This is a genomic window from Chlorogloeopsis sp. ULAP02 (assembly GCF_038404745.2).
GTDB lineage: Bacteria > Cyanobacteriota > Cyanobacteriia > Cyanobacteriales > Nostocaceae > Chlorogloeopsis.
Map to the genome: position 1 here is coordinate 90,226 of NZ_JAYKTT020000045.1, position 20,470 is coordinate 110,695.

General features: G+C 40.2%; 18 protein-coding genes. 12 read left to right on the plus strand and 6 right to left on the minus strand.

Annotated elements, in window-relative coordinates:
• Positions 1-49 precede the first annotated feature (49 nt).
• Positions 50-598, plus strand: coding sequence for an NUDIX hydrolase (locus U2718_RS16210; protein ID WP_341996715.1), 549 nt, complete (start codon positions 50-52; stop codon positions 596-598).
• A gap of 200 nt (positions 599-798) precedes the next feature.
• Here U2718_RS16210 and U2718_RS16215 read toward each other — a convergent pair whose 3' ends face one another.
• Positions 799-966, minus strand: a complete 168-nt coding sequence (locus U2718_RS16215) for a hypothetical protein (protein ID WP_411813308.1) — start codon at positions 964-966, stop codon at positions 799-801.
• Positions 967-1,781: 815 nt separating this feature from the next.
• Here U2718_RS16215 and U2718_RS16220 point away from each other — a divergent pair.
• From U2718_RS16220 to U2718_RS16255, 8 genes are all read left to right on the plus strand, one after another.
• On the plus strand, positions 1,782-2,063 hold the full coding sequence (locus tag U2718_RS16220) for a 4a-hydroxytetrahydrobiopterin dehydratase (RefSeq protein WP_341996849.1): 282 nt from the start codon (positions 1,782-1,784) through the stop codon (positions 2,061-2,063).
• A gap of 490 nt (positions 2,064-2,553) precedes the next feature.
• The gene (locus U2718_RS16225) at positions 2,554-4,278 is read left to right on the plus strand and encodes an iron uptake porin (protein WP_341996850.1); all 1,725 of its coding nucleotides are present in this window, start codon (positions 2,554-2,556) and stop codon (positions 4,276-4,278) included.
• A gap of 223 nt (positions 4,279-4,501) precedes the next feature.
• A complete protein-coding gene (locus tag U2718_RS16230; RefSeq protein ID WP_016879051.1) occupies positions 4,502-4,942 on the plus strand; it encodes an RrF2 family transcriptional regulator in 441 nt (146 codons plus the stop codon).
• Between the two features lie 64 nt (positions 4,943-5,006).
• Complete coding sequence (gene cysK, locus U2718_RS16235) at positions 5,007-5,969, plus strand: cysteine synthase A (protein ID WP_341996717.1); 963 nt, start codon at positions 5,007-5,009, stop codon at positions 5,967-5,969.
• Between the two features lie 15 nt (positions 5,970-5,984).
• Complete coding sequence (locus U2718_RS16240; RefSeq protein ID WP_341996719.1) at positions 5,985-6,686, plus strand: J domain-containing protein; 702 nt, start codon at positions 5,985-5,987, stop codon at positions 6,684-6,686.
• A gap of 94 nt (positions 6,687-6,780) precedes the next feature.
• Positions 6,781-7,254 (plus strand): ester cyclase, encoded by a 474-nt coding sequence (locus U2718_RS16245; RefSeq protein WP_341996721.1) that lies wholly within the window; start codon positions 6,781-6,783, stop codon positions 7,252-7,254.
• A 61-nt stretch (positions 7,255-7,315) separates the two neighbouring features.
• The gene (locus tag U2718_RS16250) at positions 7,316-8,188 is read left to right on the plus strand and encodes a 6-carboxytetrahydropterin synthase (protein WP_341996722.1); all 873 of its coding nucleotides are present in this window, start codon (positions 7,316-7,318) and stop codon (positions 8,186-8,188) included.
• Between the two features lie 738 nt (positions 8,189-8,926).
• The gene (locus U2718_RS16255; RefSeq protein ID WP_341996724.1) at positions 8,927-9,916 is read left to right on the plus strand and encodes a glycosyltransferase family 2 protein; all 990 of its coding nucleotides are present in this window, start codon (positions 8,927-8,929) and stop codon (positions 9,914-9,916) included.
• Here the strand turns inward: U2718_RS16255 and U2718_RS16260 are convergent.
• From U2718_RS16260 to mscL, 3 genes are all read right to left on the minus strand, one after another.
• Complete coding sequence (locus U2718_RS16260) at positions 9,909-10,880, minus strand: PrsW family intramembrane metalloprotease (protein WP_341996726.1); 972 nt, start codon at positions 10,878-10,880, stop codon at positions 9,909-9,911. The two genes, U2718_RS16255 and U2718_RS16260, sit on opposite strands and share 8 nt — an antisense overlap.
• Complete coding sequence (locus tag U2718_RS16265; RefSeq protein ID WP_341996728.1) at positions 10,873-11,793, minus strand: class I SAM-dependent methyltransferase; 921 nt, start codon at positions 11,791-11,793, stop codon at positions 10,873-10,875. Before U2718_RS16265 ends, U2718_RS16260 begins: the two co-directional genes overlap by 8 nt.
• A gap of 236 nt (positions 11,794-12,029) precedes the next feature.
• Positions 12,030-12,485 (minus strand): large conductance mechanosensitive channel protein MscL, encoded by a 456-nt coding sequence (mscL, locus tag U2718_RS16270; RefSeq protein WP_341996730.1) that lies wholly within the window; start codon positions 12,483-12,485, stop codon positions 12,030-12,032.
• A gap of 132 nt (positions 12,486-12,617) precedes the next feature.
• Between mscL and U2718_RS16275 the strand changes: the two genes are divergently transcribed.
• On the plus strand, positions 12,618-13,046 hold the full coding sequence (locus tag U2718_RS16275) for a VOC family protein (protein WP_016879042.1): 429 nt from the start codon (positions 12,618-12,620) through the stop codon (positions 13,044-13,046).
• 40 nt (positions 13,047-13,086) lie between these two features.
• Here the strand turns inward: U2718_RS16275 and U2718_RS16280 are convergent, their stop codons facing one another.
• Entirely contained in the window at positions 13,087-13,734 is a 648-nt protein-coding gene (locus tag U2718_RS16280; RefSeq protein WP_341996734.1) for a TetR/AcrR family transcriptional regulator, read from the minus strand.
• A gap of 170 nt (positions 13,735-13,904) precedes the next feature.
• Here U2718_RS16280 and U2718_RS16285 point away from each other — a divergent pair, with 170 nt between their 5' ends.
• Positions 13,905-15,044 (plus strand): FAD-dependent monooxygenase, encoded by a 1,140-nt coding sequence (locus U2718_RS16285; RefSeq protein ID WP_341996736.1) that lies wholly within the window; start codon positions 13,905-13,907, stop codon positions 15,042-15,044.
• Between the two features lie 145 nt (positions 15,045-15,189).
• A complete protein-coding gene (locus U2718_RS16290) occupies positions 15,190-18,270 on the plus strand; it encodes a DNA cytosine methyltransferase (RefSeq protein ID WP_341996738.1) in 3,081 nt (1,026 codons plus the stop codon).
• A gap of 135 nt (positions 18,271-18,405) precedes the next feature.
• On the opposite strand, the gene U2718_RS16295 is transcribed toward U2718_RS16290, so the two are convergent.
• Positions 18,406-20,073, minus strand: coding sequence for a DUF3352 domain-containing protein (locus U2718_RS16295; protein ID WP_341996739.1), 1,668 nt, complete (start codon positions 20,071-20,073; stop codon positions 18,406-18,408).
• Between the last annotated feature and the right edge of the window lie 397 nt (positions 20,074-20,470).

Genomic DNA, 20,470 nt, shown 5'->3' on the forward strand with positions numbered 1-20,470 from the left:
ACTATCAATCTCAATGTCACTCGTGTCTTTTTAGACCATAAATCCGACTATGCCATTAGGTAGAGAATTACCCCAACTGCTGAAAAAACGCTTGTTTTATCAAGGGCGCAAGTTTAATTTTGAAGTCAATCGCTTGCGTTTACCTAATCAAGCCGAAGGAGACTGGGAGTGCATTCGTCACCCTGGAGGCGCTTTAGCCGTACCAGTGACACCAGAGGGCAAACTTATACTCGTACGCCAGTATCGTTTTGCTGTTGGGGGACGGGTATTAGAATTTCCTGCTGGAACTGTGGAAGTCAATGAAGACCCTTTACAAACTATTCAGCGTGAAATAGAGGAAGAAACTGGTTATCGCGCTCACAACTGGAACAAACTAGGAGAACTTATTCTTGCTCCTGGTTATTCTGATGAAATTATCTATGCCTACTTAGCACAAGATTTAGAAAAGCTCGAAACACCCCCACAACAAGAAGAAGACGAGGATATCGAAACCGTTTTACTTTCTCCCGAAGAACTGGAGAAAGTTATTATGCAAGGAGAAGCTGTTGATGCCAAATCAATTTCCAGCTTTTTCCTGGCTCGTCCAATGTTAATGTGAAACACAAATTAGGACACGGGGACACACCAGACAAGAAGAAGAATTTTACTTCACTATTCCCCACTCCTCCCCATGTCCTTCTAACTTGAAAATAGGGAACGGAGAACAAGGTTGGGCTTCCCGTCAAGGCAGGGGGGACTGGCAAATCCGTTCGTCGAAGACGTTCCCGAAGGGTAGGTACAGCTTCCGTAGGTACGGCTTCAAGGTAGAGTACCCCGTAGGACGTAGACGCGTTCGCCGTCAGGCGTTGCGTTAGCTAGCGTCTTCTCGCAGAGTAGCCCTTCCCTACGGGAAGGGGTGAAACTTGTTTGATCGGAACTGCCTTGTGAACATTGGTAGTAATTGCGATCGCAGATTTGGAAGATCACAAATAGTCTGTGTCATCTTAGCGAGCAATATGTTATAGTGAGGCATAGAGTCAACAACTGAGAGTTCAAAGCTCTCCCTTTTTGAGACTAAGACCGCTTAGGCAACAAGGAGGTGATGCCCATGATAGATAGTAGTAAAAGCATGGGTCATCAGGTTGCGAATAGCCAGCTGTGTGCTGGAGCTGTTCTCTAAAAGTAAGCCTTAGTTTTCTTGAGAGACTAAGTTACTTAAGCAGCTAGGCTTGTTTGGAGTTCCTTCCAGCAGCTAGGTTGTAACCTGAAGACCCGCTAGACCGCTCTTACCTAGATCCTTAAATCTAAAGTAAGAGCGGATAGTTATTTATAAGGTTGCTTGTGTACGTTCAAGTTTTCTGGTAAACAAAGAGTCAAGCAATTAAAAACTCAGAGTCAGTCAAATTTAAGTAAAATAGAAGCTTTTCAGAAAAATTGAGAAAAATAATTGACTATTTTCCTAAAGTTAGGGAACTAGTTGCATAAAAGTACGTCTGCATAGCTGGTTAAATCTAAGCTTCTAGAAAGGACAACCCTTACCTTTAGATATTTCTCGGTTGAGACAAGCTAGAAAATCAATAAATTTTAATCGCTGATAGACGCCTAAAGTGGTAAGGGCGCAGTAAAGTTACAAATAGAAGAACTCATCCCAGTAATTTCTCCTAATTTATTAATTTTTCAAATTTATTTTTTGCGAACTAAGAGAAAAAAGGTAGAGGGCATAAATTGCTTTTGCTGGCCTTAATTTGGCAAAAAACTTGGCAAAAAACAATGCAAATCAAGTAAATAGGAATTTATTAATTATGGCGCAGTTACTTGGCGAAGCCGAAATTAAACAACAACTCAGCAATCTTTCAGGCTGGACAAAAGAAGGGATGAGCTTGCAATGCAACCGCAAATTTAAGGATTTTGTACAAGCAATCGAATTTGTAAATAAGCTAGTTGAACCTGCTGAGTCAGCAGGACATCATCCAGATATAGAGATTTCTTATAACAAAGTAAAAATCATCCTTACGACACATGATGCAGGTGGTTTGACGCAGAAAGACTTTGATTTAGCAAAGGTAATTTCACAAATTAGTTAATTTCATAGCCTTTTTAACCTCAAAGCGATATGTAGCTAAGACCATTAGGTTTTTAACCTCAAAGCGATATGTAGCTAAGACCATTAGGAATATAGCTGCCTCAAATGTAGGTAAAAATTTTGATGAAGCAACTGTGCTCGAATTACACTTTCTTAGCTTAACTAGGTTGGCTATTCCTGCCCAAAATTCTTGCTGTCCATATCGCACGATGTGACAGTTTTATTTGCGAACGCCCATATATTGCTATCTAACTCAGATGACTTATAATTACAAACTATAAAGATATGTTTTTGCATAAGTTAATTACATAAAACTTTTACCCTAATTTAATCAATTGTTAGCTTTGCAAAAACTAAAATTGTCTTTAGTAGGGCAAATTATGCCTCGTCCACAGGTTTCAACAAGAAGTCGCTTTTTCAGTAATAGTTGCAGCAAATCAAAATTACTTATACGACACTTATACGACAAGGTGTGAGGAGAACAGATAATGATGTCTAATATCTTGTGGAAATCCTTGGTGGCAAGTCCAGCAGTCTTAGGAGCTACTTTGTTAGTTTCTGCAACTGCGATCGCAGCACCAAATAGCACCACCCCCGAAACCGTTCAAACACAACAAACACAATTTACCGCTGTCTCAGAAATTACCAACCAGCCAAAAGTTTTGGCTCAGGCTGCGCCAGCACAATCAACCGAAGTTTTACAACAAGTTAGTCAATACAGCAACTCAGAAAGACAGAATTCAATTTCTCAGGTAACTTCGGTTTCCCAGTTTTCTGACGTACAGCCAACTGACTGGGCATTCCAAGCTTTGCAGTCCTTGGTGGAGCGCTACGGTTGTATCGCTGGTTATCCCAATGGCACCTATCGTGGCAACCGTGCTTTAACCCGTTATGAGTTTGCAGCAGGTTTAAATGCCTGTTTAGATCGAGTTAACGAACTGATAGCCACAGCAACAGCCGACTTGGTAACTAAAGAAGATTTGGCTACTTTGCAGCGATTGCAAGAAGAATTTTCTGCTGAACTCGCTACCTTGCGCGGTCGTGTAGATGCATTAGAAGCACGTACTGCGGAATTGGAAGCCAATCAATTTTCTACTACCACTAAACTCGTCGGTGAAGCGATTTTTGCCCTTACCGATGCTTTTGGGGATCAAGCCGGTGACGATAACAATACCGTCTTCCAGAACAGGGTACGTTTAGACTTGCAAACCAGCTTCACAGGCAGAGACGTGTTGCATACCCGTCTTGCTGCTGGTAACGCAGATAGGCTCAACGTTGGAGATCCTACTGGTGCAGAGGCTTTCCAAACTTTCAATATTGGTAATACAGGTAATAATAACGTCACTCTTGATTGGTTGGCGTACTACTTCCCACTTGGTGATGCTGCACGAGTATATGTTGCAGCAACTGGCGGTATTTGGAGCGACGTCGCTGCTACCACCAACCCTTACTTTGAGGACTTCGATGGTGGTAACGGTGCTCTGTCTACCTTTGCTTCTCAAAACCCCATCTTCCGTGTAGGTGGTGGTGCTGGTGCAGCAGTAAACTTCGGTTTTGGCAGTCAGCGCAGTTTCCTTCTACCATCTTCAGTTACAGTCGGTTACTTGGGATCTGAGCCAAACGATTCTGGCATCGGTTCAGGTGTATTTAATGGTAACTATGCTGCTCTAGGACAGTTAAACTTTAATCTTGGCGATCGCTTGGCATTAGCTGCAACTTACGTTCATGGTTATCATGGTTCAGGTAGTGTTCTATTCGATCAAGGTACTGTGACTGCCCCTGTAGTAGGTACTTCTCAAGCTAATACATTAAGCGCTCTTAATGCATCTTCAAGTAATTCCTACGGTATATCGGCAGCTTTCAGACCAAGTGATAGACTCTCTATCAGTGGTTTTGTTTCTTACCACGATGTTACTGGCTTTGGTTCCGATGACGACTATGAAGCTTGGAGCTATGGAGCTGGAGTAGCTTTCCCCGACTTAGGAAAGAAAGGCAACGTTTTGGGTATTTTCGGTGGTGCACAACCATATGCTTTGAACAAAGTAGCAGGTGTTAATGATAGCGATATTCCTTGGCATATCGAAGGTTTCTATAAGTATCGTGTCAGCGATAACATCTCTATCACTCCTGGTGTAATCTACTTGCTCAATCCCGGTCAAAGCAGTGACAATGACGATGCGATCGTCGGTACGCTCAGAACTACTTTCACCTTCTAGAGCAATAACGATTTGCACATAAATTTTGTTTGATATGTAAAGCTCTCCACTATGATGGGGAGCTTTTTTGTGTTTTTCGCACAAAAAATAACAAACCCCAGTGGAGAACCGGAGTATACTGGAAATAAGTGTGAAGTGTGAAGTATGAAGTATGAATTAATAAAATATTTCATCCTTTATCCTTCATCCTTAATTCTTGATCCTTAATCCTTTCGCGCTGACTGTGGAACTATCGTGTAAATCAGAATACGCAATTCTTGCTTTATTAGAATTGGCAATTCATTACCAAAGCGGGGAACCGCTGCAAATTCGTCAAATAGCGGCACAGCAAAATATTCCTGATCGCTATTTGGAACAACTGTTAGCCACTTTGAGGCGTGGGGGTTTAGTCAAAAGCCTGCGCGGTTCAAAGGGTGGCTATTTATTGTCACGAGAACCTTGGAAAATAACTATTTTTGAGGTTTTAGGATGTGTTGAAGGCTTAGATAAGGTGCAAACTTATGAGGAAGACGCCAAGCCCAAAACTGTAGACGGTGATGTTGTAGAAGAAATTTGGCAAGAAGCACGTCAAGCAGCCAACTCCGTTTTACAAAAATATACACTTGCCGATTTGTGTGAAAAAAGAGATTCACGACGGCAGTTGGATATCATGTATTACATTTAATCAAGAGTTAAAAGCCTATAGTTCAAGGTTTTTTGACTAATGACCATTTATTAAGGATAAAAGAATGCGAATAGCTCGTAACATTACAGAACTTGTTGGTCATACACCTTTAGTACAATTGAACCGTATTCCGCAAGCGGAAGGTTGTGTAGCCCAAATAGTGGTAAAACTAGAGAGCATGAATCCTGCATCATCGGTAAAAGACCGCATCGGTGCCAGCATGATCAATGCTGCTGAGGAGGAAGGGTTGATTACTCCTGGTAAAACTGTATTAGTAGAACCTACTTCTGGAAATACTGGCATTGCCTTGGCAATGGTGGCAGCGGCGAAGGGTTATCACCTCATCCTCACGATGCCAGAGACGATGAGCGCCGAGCGAAGGGCGATGTTACGAGCTTATGGTGCAGAATTAGAACTAACACCAGGAATTGAAGGTATGAGTGGTGCGATTCGGCGTGCTCAAGAGATAGTTGAGACAACACCACACGCTTATATGTTGCAACAATTTCGTAACCCTGCCAACCCCCAAATTCACAGAGAAACAACAGCCGAGGAAATTTGGGAAGATACTGATGGCAAAGTAGATATGATTGTGGCGGGTGTGGGTACAGGCGGTACTATTACTGGTGTGGCAGAGGTAATTAAAGCACGCAAACCCAGTTTTAAGGCGATCGCAGTTGAACCAACCAACAGCCCAGTTTTATCGGGAGGAAAACCGGGGCCTCATAAAATCCAGGGTATTGGTGCCGGATTTATCCCCCAAGTACTGAAGGTAGGATTAATTGATGAAGTGATTGCCGTTAGTGATGAGGAAGCGATCGCCTATAGTAGACGTTTGGCAAGAGAAGAAGGATTGCTATCTGGCATTTCCAGTGGCGCGGCATTATGTGCAGCAATTCGTGTTGCTCAACGTCAAGAAAATGAAGGGCGCTTAATTGTGATGATTCAGCCCAGTTTCGGAGAAAGGTATCTAAGTACGCCATTATTCCAAGACCTAGAACCAAGGGTAGCAGCTAACATCAGCTAACGATACATTGGAATAATGTTAGACACTAATCATTACGAAACTCTTAAAGTCAGTTCTGATGCCAGCCAAGCGGAAATCAAACAAGCTTATCGCCGCTTGGTTAAGCAGTATCATCCTGATATCAATCAAAAAACAGCAGACCGTGAGTACATTATCCGTATCAATGCGGCGTATGAAGTCTTAGGTGATACTAAAAATCGCCAAATTTATGATCGCCAATTGTCCAATCAGCGCTTGCAAACAACTAATAGCAATAGGCAACAGCGTAGTGCAACGGCTGGGCAACAATATCAAGCAACGCGGCACACAGGACGAGATCTTGACGAACAAATTGAAGAATGGCTGCATCTGGTGTATCAACCTGTTAATCGTTTGTTACGTGAAATTCTCAATTCATTGGCAATACAAATAGAGAAATTAGCGGCTGATCCATTTGATGATGAACTGTTAGAGCAATTTCAGGAATACTTGAACACTTGCCGAAATGGCTTCAAGCAAGCACAAACAACTTTTCGTTCCCTACCGAATCCACCTAGCCTAGCAAGAACAGCAGCTCACCTTTACTATTGCCTGAATCAAATTGGCGATGGGCTAGATGAATTGGAATATTTTCCTCTCAACTACGATGAAAGTTATTTACATGCAGGGCAAGAAATGTTCCGTATTGCCAAAGGACTATACTGGGAAGCTCAAGATTCCTTGGGCGTATACGCTTAAAAATCTGCTTTTTTAACAAACAGTGTTTATATAGAATAAAACTGACATGAACATTGCCCACCTTCTGAAACAGTGATGTACGGAGACACGGTGCATGACAAATATACAAGCTGAAAATTTATTAGTTCCAAATCTAAATTCTCTTGGAGATTTGACAGAGTTGGAACGTGAGCATGTACAGTTGGTAACGGAGTTCTTACAGGGCTGGATCAGTCAAGATATAGAAAAGATTATTTCAGTTATGGCACCTGATGGTGTTATTAATAACTTAGTTTTTCCCGAACCAGTTAAAGGTCATGAGGCAATCCGTAATTTTGCCCAAGAGTTATTATCTGTTGTGAGCGATATCGGCTATCGGGTAGAAGAATTGTTAGCTAAGGGCGATCGCGTTGCATATCACGGCATATTTTCCGGAACCTTCATTGGTGACTTTATGGGAATGCCGACAACAGGCAAAAGTTTTTCTGTGCCATATTCTGAGTTCGTGACTATCAAAAACGGCAAAATAGTCTATCTATGGGATCAAACAGATGGTTTGCAGTTAGTACAGCAAGTAGGTGGGATGTAATTAATTGCTGCTGGAAAGGCTAGAATATTAAGAAATATTAAATTAAGCTACCAGTGTACTCATGCAATGCATTGTGAATCGCCGCGCTCAGTTTTCGGCAAGTCATCGTTATTGGTTGCCAGAACTGAGTGAAGCCGAGAATGTTGAGAAATTTGGTGCTTGCTCCCGTTTTCCTGGACATGGGCATAATTATGTCTTATTTGTTTCCCTAGTTGGGGAATTAGATAAATATGGCATGGTGCTGAACTTGTCCGATGTAAAGCACATTATCAAGCAAGAAATAACCAGCCAACTAGACTTTTCTTATCTCAACGATGTGTGGGCAGAATTTCAACAAACTCTCCCCACAACAGAGAATATTGCACGGGTGATCTGGCAGCGGCTAGCACCTCACTTGCCTTTAGTCCGTATACAGCTATTTGAAAATTCTGAGCTTTGGGCAGATTATATGGGGAATAGAATGGAAGCTTATCTTACTGTTAGCACTCACTTTAGCGCTGCCCATCGGTTAGCGCATCCCAATCTTAGTAATGAAGAGAACTTCGAGGTTTATGGCAAGTGCGCTCGTCCCAACGGTCATGGACACAATTATCATCTAGAAGTGACAGTCAAGGGGGAAATAGATCCACGCACCGGCATGATTGTGGATTTAGGCGCTTTGAATCAGGTGATAGAAGATTATGTAGTTGAGCCATTCGATCACACATTCTTGAATAAAGATATTCCTTACTTTGCAGAGGTTGTTCCCACTGCTGAAAATATCGCACTGCACATTAGTAATTTATTGCGATCGCCCATTCAGGATTTGGGAGCTAAACTTTTCAAAGTCAAATTAATCGAAAGTCCAAATAACTCTTGCGAAATTTACTGCACTGAGCCAGAGTCAAATATAGTTAGTGCTGCACAGAATCAGCCAGTTTTAATCGGCTTATAGCCGTAAATACGTAAAATTTTGGGGAACCTTATTATACAAACCCTAGTTTAAAAATTCCTTTTTTAAATCTTTGTCTGCCGAATTATTGTCTATCTTCTCAAACTTGAAGGTAAGTAATTAAGTCTGGCATAACTTTAAATCTACTAATGTCGAAGGAATTATCACTGGAGTTTTGTATAGAAAACCTTTTCAAGACGAACAAAGTTCTTAATAGGTTCCCCTTTTATTGTGTCAATTCTCTGACCTAGATAAATAATCTTTCAGATTTAGTGACGATAAGTCTTTGTTTACTAGGTTAATTTGCCATCAGTCAAAAAATACAAAGAATAATAACGATAAGAAAAACTATTTAAAATATTCCTTCTATTTAAAATTTTTATAGTTATTTTGATTCTCAAGAGAGAAAAAACTTAAGTTTTTATAAGTATCCTAGTTAATATGTTTTAATATATTGGTCATTACTTTTTTGTTTTTGGTTCTTATTCTGTAAACACTTAGTGACAACAATAAAAAGTAACGTAAATCACAAATAAGCTCAAAAAACTAGATTTTGAATAATGGAAATGTCCATCTTTAGTCAAAATAACTAAATCACATTGAGCCTCTAGCAAATATCACTACTATCATCTGCAAGAATTTCATTTTTCTTGCCTACTATTTGTGTTTCAATGTTTATGCAATTGCTAATTTGTTGATTGCATACCTTATAAATTTAACAAACTGTAGGAAGCATAAATTATGCCACAAGACATAAATTTCCAAAGTTCTCTAGTTAGTGTAATAATACCAATTTATAATCGCTCCAAATATCTCAAGCAAGCTATAGAAAGTGCACTCAGTCAAACTTATAAAAATATTGAGATTATTGTGACTGATGATTGTAGTCCAGAAAATCCTCAAGCAATAGTTGAATCTTTTCGCGATCCACGAATTAGATTCCGGCGAAATGCCAAAAATTTAGGAGTGGCTCGGAATATTGCCAGTGCTGCTACTGAGGCACGCGGAAAATATATTGCGAGTCTAAACGATGATGATATCTGGAACGAGAACTTTTTAGAAAAACTTGTTCCTCATCTTGATGCCAATCCAGACTTAATCTTGGCTTTTAGCGACCATTACATTATAGATGCAGATAGCAATATAGATGAGGTTGCAACTGAAGAGTGTAGCAAACTTTGGAAGCGAAATCAGCTAGAAGAAGGAGTTTACCAACCTTTTTGTGAAATTGGGTTAGTTCATCAAGCTGTACCAAGTGCAGTTGCTGCCGTTATTCGCAAGGATGCTATTGATTGGAAAAATTTTCCATCTCAAGTAGGGCCTTTTTGGGATTTATATTTAACTTACCTTGCTTGTCGAACTGGTAGTGGAGCATATTATTCCCCAGAAAGACTGAGTAAATATCGAATGCATCCACTAGCTGAAACAATGGCGATCGGCAGCCAAAATCCTCAAGCCAAAATTAGAGGAGCAAAGGCAAGCATATTTTGTTTTAGTCAGTTTATGGAAGACGAGCAGTTACAGCAATTTCATGGTTATTTCAGAGCAAAATGGTTACACGCACACACAACTCTAGGAATTGGATTATTGCGAGCCGAACGAGCCTTAGAAGCTCGCTCGCTCCTTTTACACGCTTTCAGCCAACAAAAATTTAACCTGAGAACTCTCGTAGCACTAGTATTAAGTTTTACTCCCAAACCATTGGTACGCAGATTATTCCTAGCTATTTAAAATAGCGCCGACGTGCTGAATATCGTAAGTAACAATAAATTGTCCATGCTACTAGTCCGAAAATTAAATTGAGCAGGAAGCGGCTAAGTAAAAGCCACAGAGTACCAGGGTAAAAAACCTGCGACGGACTAAGAGAATTAAAACTTCTTACCAATAGAAATAACCCAAAAATAGCATTACCACCCAACATCAGGGCAAACACTACCAAACCTTGCTCCCATAACCGATGTCGAAGGGTATAACCACTGATGAGGATAATAGGTGCTTTTTCTTGCACTTTTCGCAATAATTGTTCCAGTCGCCAAAACATCCATACGAAAAATGGAAACAAACCGTAGCTGAGGAAAAATAGGGGTGCTGGATAACGCCAACTGCTGGATAGAAAATTCACCAAGGCATGACAGATAACAGAATTGAGCCATGCTTGTGGAATATTTGGGGTGTAGCGCCGGAACTGAATTTTTGATCTAAAAAATAATGCTAAAGCATATCCCCAGGGTGCTGAGAACATGGCATGAACAGGTGTACCGATCGCCCGATCAAATATAGATGCCGTTTCGTGGAAAAGGTAAATCCAGTTTTCTTCAGCAGTGAATCCCAGGGCAACGGCGATCGCAAACAGAAAAATACTACTAGAGCGTAATCGATACCTGCGTTGAAAATACCAGCTGGGAATCAGAACTGCTACCATCTTACAGCTTTCTTCGATGGGGCCGACTACCAACACCTGGCGCAGAGAAACACCTGCAAGAGTATGTCTAATTTCTCGCCAAGCCGCAAAAGAGTTAATTTGTGTTTCCACAACCCATCCCAAACTGAGGGCGACAAAACCCGATATTGCTCCGACAACGAAGAATAAAAGCAATCGTAGCAGGGAAGGAGCGGTGGAAACACGCCGATAATAGTAAATCAGCAGTAGCAGGGGAGGTGTTACCGCCCACAGCACTAAAAAGAAATTAGCCACTCACCTGAGCAATGACAGTGCGGTGACGAGGGCTGTTGCAAGTGATGGTAGGAGTTTGGAAACCCGCATCTACCAGCGTTTGCTCAATATCTAAGCCGAAATATTCATCTAGGTACGGCTCTGTGCTTTTGAGCAAAGTCAAAATGTAAGGAGGCATTTTTTTGTAAACTTCCGATTTCGGATTCATATCCATAATTGCCAAATGCCCACCTAAACGCAGCAAACGCCGCGCTTCCGCGAAAATGCGCCTTGTTGCAGACTGGGGCAATTCATGACACATCAAGAAAATAGAAACTAAATCAAACGAGGCATCTGGTAATCCCGTTGATTCAGCAGCAGCATGAACCCAATTAACATTAGCTTGACGCTCTTGGGAGCGATAGTGGGCAACAGCTAAGAAGTAGGGAGATAAGTCTATACCCGTAATTTTGGCATGGGGATAAAGTTCTTGTAGGGCAAAGGTACTCATACCCACACTGCAACCCAAATCAAGGATATCTTGCGGCTGTTGGGAGATTTGCTGCTTGAGGATTTCGTGATAGCTTTGACGCAGTTTTGGATCTCCTTGTGCTCCAGCATCCTTCCAAATCCCAGCATGAACAGCGTAAGCAGCTACTTCTACCTCTAGAGCTGCATCCCAGTTAAGATTGCCTTTTTCGTAAGCGTGAAATGAAGTGAGGTAGTACTCTGGGTAACTAGTCTGAGGATTTTGTACTTTTGCTAGTTCGCTTTCCCAGTCGTGCGATCGCAGACGAGAAACATTCTTTCTCCAAGGCACCCCTATTTTCTCAGCACGTTTAATCATCATTTGACGAGCTTGATGCTTGGCGAGGCTATATAGTGGTTTGATTGCCAGTACCCCATTTACCAAGCGTGAAGCCAATCCGGGAGTATTATTTACAGCCGTGTTCATCAGTAAAGTTGCTCAAATAATTAGCCTGCTTTGTGTAACCAGGACAAAGCCTGTTTATTTGCATCATAATCCTTCGACAGAGCTATTCTTGCAATCAAAAATTTTTTCTAATTAACAAAGGACACGGCATAGTCGTGTCCTGAGATCATCCAAGCTATTTGAGTTTCTACAATTGTAAACACCAAATACGAGTTTTTTAAATTGCGAATAAAAATTGATGTGATCAATGACACTTTTTACATTCTTTCAACAGTGGGTGCTAACTCAGAAGTACAAGCACGACAACGAGTAGCAGCAAGAGGAATTTTTTCTAAGCAATAGGGACATTCTTTTTCTGTAGGTGCCGGAGAAGCCATTTCTTCTTTGCGTTTAAATCTAGCGATCGCCCGAATAGCGAGGTACAAAGCAAAAGCAATAATTAGAAAATCGACTACGTTGCCTAGAAATGAGCCGAGTGCAATTTTACCTTTTCCTACGGGAATGCCAAATGTTCGCCAATCATTACCTGTGAAAGCCAATAAAGGATTCAACAATGGCATGATAATGTCTTCAGTGAAAGAGGTGACGATTTTACCAAAGGCTGCGCCAATAACTACTCCAATAGCTAAATCCATGACGCTGCCCTTGAGGGCAAATTCCCGAAAATCGCGAATAAATCCGTTGATGTTTCTGCTGTTACGTCCTACAGCCATAATTCCTAAAATTTTCTCTTAATGAAGATATAGAGATAATCTTATTACTATCTTTTCAAGCTGGAGACAGTTGAAAAAATAATTTAGTAATTGTGCGTAAATCAGTAATACCAGGTATGATTTACAAGACTTATGTTCCTCGATCGCCCCTCTCGCAGTTCGTTAGAAGTATCTATGCAGATTACCGCTTCAGCGATTTCACTCAACGTAGATGATGTCACAGCATCAGCAACGTTCGTAAAGCAACATTTTGGCTTCAGTGAGGAAATGGCAGCCGAGGGCTTTGTTTCTCTCTCTAGATCAGATGCTGGCTTTAACCTAATTTTTCTCCAAACCAATCTCGAAAGTTTCAAACCCATCCATATGCGGGGACATCGAGCCGATGGTCTACTCATTGTCTTTGTAGTGGATGATATTGATCGGGAATACGCGCGAATTCAATCAGAAGGTGTGGAGATTACAACTGCGATCGAGACTGAATCTTGGGGTGAAAGGTTCTTTCAAGTCACAGATCCCAACGGTGTCGTAATTCAACTCGTTCAGTGGGACACCGAAAAATAGGAGAAACAGCATCAACCCGCGTCTAATGCCCTCTACTTTTTTAAGGGTTTTGCACACCAGCTAAAATTAACGCGATCGCCTCTTGAGCGTGTTGTTCTAACATTGCTTTGCTCAGGAGCCGCTTACCTTGAGGATGCTGTTGAATATTACCCGCCCCTACAAAATAGAACAAGCAAGTACCTATAATGTTAATTGCTGATTGAAATGGATCGAGTTTACGAAATACTCCTGTAGCAACTCCTCGCTCCAAAATTTTTACCAAGGTTGTATCAATGCTTAAAGAACTACTGCGCTTGTAATATTTCCCTTGATTTTGAACCGCCTCGTGAAACATCATCAACGGTAACTTTGGATTACGTGACACACAATCAAGCAGTGCAGTGAGAAACTTCTCCAATGCCGCTTCCGGAGATAGATAATCCAAATTTAACTGCTGAGTTGTTTGCAAAAGATCTGAGTGCGATCGCTCCAATACTGCCTGATACAAGCCTTCTTTATCCTTGAAATAGTAATAAATCATTGACTTCGCTACACTCGTTTTATTCGCGATCGCCTCTGTTCTGGCAGCAGTCAGACCATGTTTGGCGAATTCTTCTTCTGCTGCTGCTAAAATCACAGCTTGGGTTGCCTCTGCATCTCGAATTTGCCTAGTATTCAATCTCTTTTCAGCTTTTATTTGACGTGCCACAGCATTTTAACTTCTCAACTGACTGTTTAGTCAGTATAGCCTGTCTGATTTGAGCAATTAAAGGGCAAATTTGATAGGGGTATTACAGTCGACAGAATAGTCAGTTGACTAGCAAGAAGTTATATTTGATAGTAATTAATCAACTGACAAGTCTGTCAGTTATAACCCAGATGCAAACAAAAAAGAAAATTATTATTGTTGGTGGTGGCATTGGTGGTGCTGCAACTGCTCTAGCTCTTTCCCGTGCTGGTTTTGAAGCTATTGTCTATGAGCGAATGAAGGAACTGCGAGAGGTTGGTGCTGGCATTGCACTGTGGGCAAACGCTACACACATTTTGAAAAATTTAGGTTTACTGGAAGATGCAATCCGCGTTGGCTGTTTGACTACAAATTATCAATTTAATTCGCAAAGCGGTAGGGAGTTGGTAAACGTGCTTGTTGATCGCTTTGAGTTGCCTGTTGTGGCAATTCATCGAGCAGAATTACATCAGCTACTGTTGAGCAATATACCCAGCGAAAAACTTGTTTTAGGACAAACCTTTGAGGGATTTGAGCAGGATAAAAGTCAGGTGCGTGCCTATTTTGCTTCCGGGTTAAGTGTTGAGGGAGATGCTTTGATTGGGGCTGATGGTTTGCGATCGCGAGTACGAGCAAACTTGTTGGGCGATCGTCCACCTACCTATCGAAACTTTAAGACTTGGCGGGGTTTGACGGATTATATTCCAAGTAGATATCGTCTTGGCTATATTCAGGAGTTTTTAGGGCGTGGCAAAGGTTTTGGCTTGATGATGCTCGGTAAAGGGCAAATGTATTGGTATGCGGCAGCGATCGCAAAAGAAGCACAACCAGATGCTAAGATTGGTCGCAAACAAGAGCTGGAAATTATGTTCCAAGATTGGTTTCCATCGATTCCTGAATTGATTGCTGCCACAAAGGAAGCCAATATTCTAACGACAGAACTCTATGATCGCCCGCCAAATCAACCTTGGAGCAAGCAGAACATTACGTTACTAGGTGATGCCGCCCATCCAATGCTACCAACACTAGGACAGGGAGCGTGTACCGCCTTGGAGGATGCCTATGTAGTCACTAAATGTTTGCAAGAACACTCAGATCCCACTGCCGCTTTCCAACAGTATGAATCTTTGCGATTTTCCCGTACAAAGGCGATTGTTGAGCAGTCTTTGCGATCGGGTAAAATGGGCGAATTCAAAAATCCTTTTGCAGTAGCAGCGCGAAATACATTCATCAAGGTAATGGGAGCGTCTATTAGCAACAGTTTCAAGTCCCTTCATGCTTACAGAGCCTAATTGATTTTGCATCCACGCCCAATACCGAAAATTAAATATCTAGGAAGTTAGATCTTGTTTGGCGAATCTTCTTCTGCTGCTGCTAAAATCTATGAACTACGACCTTTCTATGTTAAATATTGAGAATTAAATCGGTGTCATTCAAGTGCAAAAGCGATATAGACCAATTGCTCTGTCCCTTTTTTCCGGAGCTGGTGGATTAGATATTGGATTTAATAAAGCAGGTTTTAATATTGTTGCTTGTGTAGAAAAAGAAACGAGTTTTTGTCAAACGCTACACAAAAACTTAGGTAGATATTTAGAATCTGATTGCCGAATTATCAATGAAGATATTCGCATTCTTGAACCCGAACAGATTTTTAATGGACAGATTGACTTTATTATAGGTGGCCCACCTTGCCAAAGCTTTTCTGCTATTGGTAGGCGGGCAGGAGGTGTATATGGAATATTGGATGAAAGAGGTAGTTTATTTGAACATTACTGCCGTTTAGTAAAACACTACCAGCCACAAGGATTTCTTTTTGAGAATGTACGCGGTATTTTAGGAGCTAGCAAAGGGCGAGATTGGAAAATTATAAATGAAAAGTTTTCAGAGTTAGGCTATCAAATTTATTATCGGATTCTTGATTGTGCAGATTATGGAGTACCACAGCATAGAGAACGCTTAATTTTAGTTGGAACAAAAACGCATAACTTCAAATTTCCTTTACCAACACACGGTATAGACTCACCTGATAAACGACCTCATATCAGTGCTTTTGAAGCTATAGCTGATATTCAAGATCCTTCAGAGACAACACATATTTATCCTGGAAAATATGGTCATCTGCTTGCAGAAGTACCTCCAGGAATGAACTATCATTATTTCACACGAGAAATGGGATATCCTAATCCTATTTTTGCTTGGCGTTCTCGTTTCTCTGACTTTTTGTATAAAGCAGATCCAGAAAAACCAGTCCGAACAATTGTGGCACAACTTGGTGCTTACTCAGGCCCTTTTCATTGGAATAATCGGAAGTTTACTTTACAAGAATTCAAAAGATTACAAACATTTCCAGATGATTATGAGTTAATTGGAAGTTTTAATACAGTACTAAAACAAATAGGTAATTCTGTACCTCCCATTTTTGCTAACAGGCTTGCAGAAGCTGTGTTACAGCAAATATTTGGTATTGATTTAGGAATAAAACTTATTGAACAAGATGAAAAACTATCTTTTGACTTACGAAAGTCTAGAAAAGCAAAATCAACACGTTTTCGCCGTCTTAATAGGACATTAGAGGCTGTTCAACTCAACTTATTTAATTCTAACGAAAACGTAGTCTCAATAAAAGATTCTCATGGTTTAACTCCGGATAACACCATAACTGAAAAATTTTTCCATTATTCTTCAATAAAAAAAAGAACTGCATTCAAAAACTTATTGTTTCCTACAATTGGTGTTGTATACCGTTTTATTACAAAACGTATTGAAAAAAAATGTTCAATTTCTGTATCACGTTATGATAAAAAATTTATAGAAACACCTCTTTTATCATATCAACTTCAGTTTAAGCATCCTATTGGTGATGGATTAGAATTCATAGAATGTATTCTTCTATCAAATCAAGAAGAAGATATACCTATTGCTTGGGATGCTATTGAAGATTGTTTACGGCAATGCTCTGGATATCAAACAATGATGGATGTATATGGTCATTTTACAGAACCACATCCAATTTTTAATCTCAAAATGAATATTTTCACCAACAAACCTTATTTTTTGCTAAAATTCGCTAAAAAATTTAGTGATTTTGATTCTACTAAAAAACTCTATCCAGGGAAATTTCTACAAGATTTGTATGAAGAAGAATGTAATTTTGATTTAACAGAAATTGTTAAAAAACTTAGAAGTTTGCGTTTTGATGTACGAGTTAATGAAACAAATGAAACTATTCCTCCTGGTTATTTTCGTTGCTGTTACCCTTTTACATTAAATATTGAAAAACAAGTTGCTGTTGCTTGGAAAAACCATCCTAAAAAATATATACCAATGAAAACGGAGTATAACCATTATTTATCTGAAGCATTTATTGAAGCTGAAAAATTAATCAAATACGAAGATGTAGATGAAGCAATTAAAAAATATAAACAAACACAAAAATCTCTGCTCTATCCTTTAGAAATGCAACAGGATGGTCAAGAAACTCCCCTAAAAAAAAATGTTGCAGAAGGCATAGAAACTATTATAAATAATTTGAAATCTAATAAATACCTATATAGTATTTTAATTACAAGTCTTGTTGAAAAACTAGTTCATCCAAATCAAGATATTCGTTCTGCTCAAGAAAGCTTAAATGGTGGTTATTCTAATCGTTCAACAGATGCAAAAAATGTTACTCCTTTTTTGAAACGCCATAATCTTACCTCTTGTGCTGTGAGTGGTGCTGAAAGCGGTAGAAATTTTGAGAGGCCTTTTCCATATACTTTAGACTATAAGGCTAAACCTAAGGGTGAAGGTAATTTAGAAGCATTTTTGGGAATATTACACGCTGTTCAGGTAAAAGGAATAGACCCATTTCCCTGTATAGTTCTTCTTATGGCATTAGATTTAAAAAACAAACAAAAGGCAGTTTATAATTATCCTCAGCCAAAAGGATTAACTGTTCATGATATTTTTAATGCTGTTATTAAGCATCATGAACAAGCATCGGGAAATGGTCGTGCTCGTCTCCCTGTAATTGCAATTCAAGCGGTTTACCAGTGTTTGGTAGTTGAACTTTTACGTTATGCCAATACGACTATAAGAAATCCACCGAATAGACATAATGCTAATGACAAAGATGGTTGGATCGGTGATGTGCAAGTAGACAGATTAGACGGTACTCCTTTTGAAGGAATTGAAGTGAAGTCAGGAATTCGTATAAAAAGTGATATGGTTCGCTGCCTGCCTGAAAAATTTGCTGGGCAATTTGTAGACCGCTACTATATACTTTCTACTGCTGAACCGTATATTGCTAGTAATGAAATAGATGAGGTAATCCAAATCGTAAATCAAGTTCGTCAGCAAACAGGATGTCAGGTAATTGTTAACGGTTTAAATCACAGCCTTCGTTACTATTTACGGTTAATTTCAGATCCAGATCAGTTCTTAAAAAATTATACTGAATTAATAGAGACGGATTTGGATGTCAAATCTGAGCATAAGAAACTTTGGTCTGAGATCCTAGCTAATCTTCAGGATTGAGCTATTCTTCATAGAAGAAAATATCTGAATTAGTTGAGAGTTATAAGTCCCTTCATGCTGACAGAGCATCAAGGCTCATTCAAAAGGTACTGAGCCGAAAAAGTATTTTTTACTCAGTACCCGGCACTCACTACTCTATTTATTTTTCTGCTTCAGAGCTAACAACATCTCCATTTGAGCGGTGGAATTGTCGGGGCTATTAGCAGTGATGCCCACACCATGAATAGAACTGAGAACAGCATTGGCTTCCGGTGGCAAGGGTTGGCTTTGCTTGGTAAAGCGATTAATTAAAGACAGGATTTTGTTCATATCTAAGTAGAAGTAACCACCATTTGGCTTTTGCAAAGAGCCAGTCACAGCTTTGAAGTTTTCGCTGTTGTCTAGAGACTGCTCCTTAGAAGCAGCGATCGCATCCACTACAGAATCACCCACAGTCACAACCAGCGTGTTTTGATTTAGCCAACCATGAGCTAACAAAGCTCCTTGGCGGGGAACTTGCCATTCAATCATATCTTTACCGCCAATATTTCTTGGAGCAATATTGATTTGTTGAGTTTTGGCAAGGGTATCCAATTTGGTGAAGGTGGCTTCAGCTGTTTTGCGATAGCTAGTGTGGAATAAAAAAGCTCCTCCAAACCCAACTTGCGCCAACATACCTTGATTTGCTGGAATCGCAGCAAAACCAAATTCTCCATCCATCCAACCAAAAATTTCTTTATCCAAATCTATATTGACTACTTTGAGTTGCGCCCGTGCTTGCTCTAGTACTTGTTTGAATTCAGGATAGTCTTTGGACTGTTCTACCAATGCTGACCACCATTTATTAATACCTTGGCCACTAATTAAGGCAATTGTATCAGCAGGTAATTGCGATACCACCTGACTAGGAGTACTTTGATATTGGAACTTAACAAGTGCTGGATCTAAATTGGCGATCGCTTTCATTCGCACTCCCCCATCGTCTATACCAACACCAACTACCATAGATTTAACCGACTTCAACTGTGTAAGGGTTTGGGGCGGTAGCTGGCTTGCTTGCTGTACCGTACTGGCATAATCAGGAATATAAACTTGTGCTACGGTGTTTTCTAAATTCACACCTTTGGTAAGAATAGTATTTGCACCTTCTTTAGTAATAAAGGAAGGTTCTCCTTTAAAAGTGTTTATAGCTTGTTCTACAGCTTGTTTTTCGGGAGCAAGCACCACATGATTGTTTAACATTGCACTGTATGTGGGTTTACCCTTGCTTATAGTTTCTGTAATTTTTTGACCTTTATAGTCTGTTTCCTTTGTCGTGACACCTTTTCGCTCTTTGAGTTTATTAGCAAAATTTAAAGCTGCAAGTTTATCTTTGATTCCTACTACCATCAAAGTTTCAGTCTCTGGCAACCTTCTGGTAATGAGTCCATTTGGTGTTGGTGAAGTTCCATTGAACTGGGCAGGCTGAGTTGGAGTTGGTGGCAAAACTGCAATCATCACACCACCTATCCAAGGTTTTAAGTCTTTTTCGTAAGAAAAATTGCTGTCATTCAACACATCTTGATTAAAATTCTCCAGCCCTTTTGCCACTAACTTTTGTGCTTCCGGAGTGCCAAATTGCTCCAGCTTTTCCCAAACTTTCGGATCTGTGGAAATATAAGTTGCCATCAATGCTTCATTTGGTACTACTTTGGCACTAGGAATTGCACCTGAGATGTCTCCAGCAGTTCCACCCTTGAAATACATATAAGCAGCTATACCTCCTGCCACAATTAGAGCAGTTCCAACGGCAGGAATTAACAACTTTGATTTATTTTCGGGCATAGTTTGTCCTTTGTTGATCACATTGACTTCGAGGCAGTTTCAAGCGTCACTGTAAAGTTTTCGGAATCTGCAACCCAGTGATTGAGACTTATACCGATTCCCTCACACAGGAACGTAAGGATTGTCTATGCCCATTATTTTTAGCCTGACGCAACGCTAGTCTCTATTTATCGCTGCAATTACTTAAACATTAGTAATATTTGAAACGCAAAACCTAGTAAAAATCAAGACAGGCTACAAACTTTATAAAAACAGAACCCATAACTAGCCATTGCTACTGGGTACTGGTGATTGGGGATCGGGAAGAAGAGGACAAGGGGACAAGGGGCAAGAACGTGAATCACGATTCTCCTTGTTCCCTGTACCCTGTCACCTATCCCCTGTCACCTATTTTCAA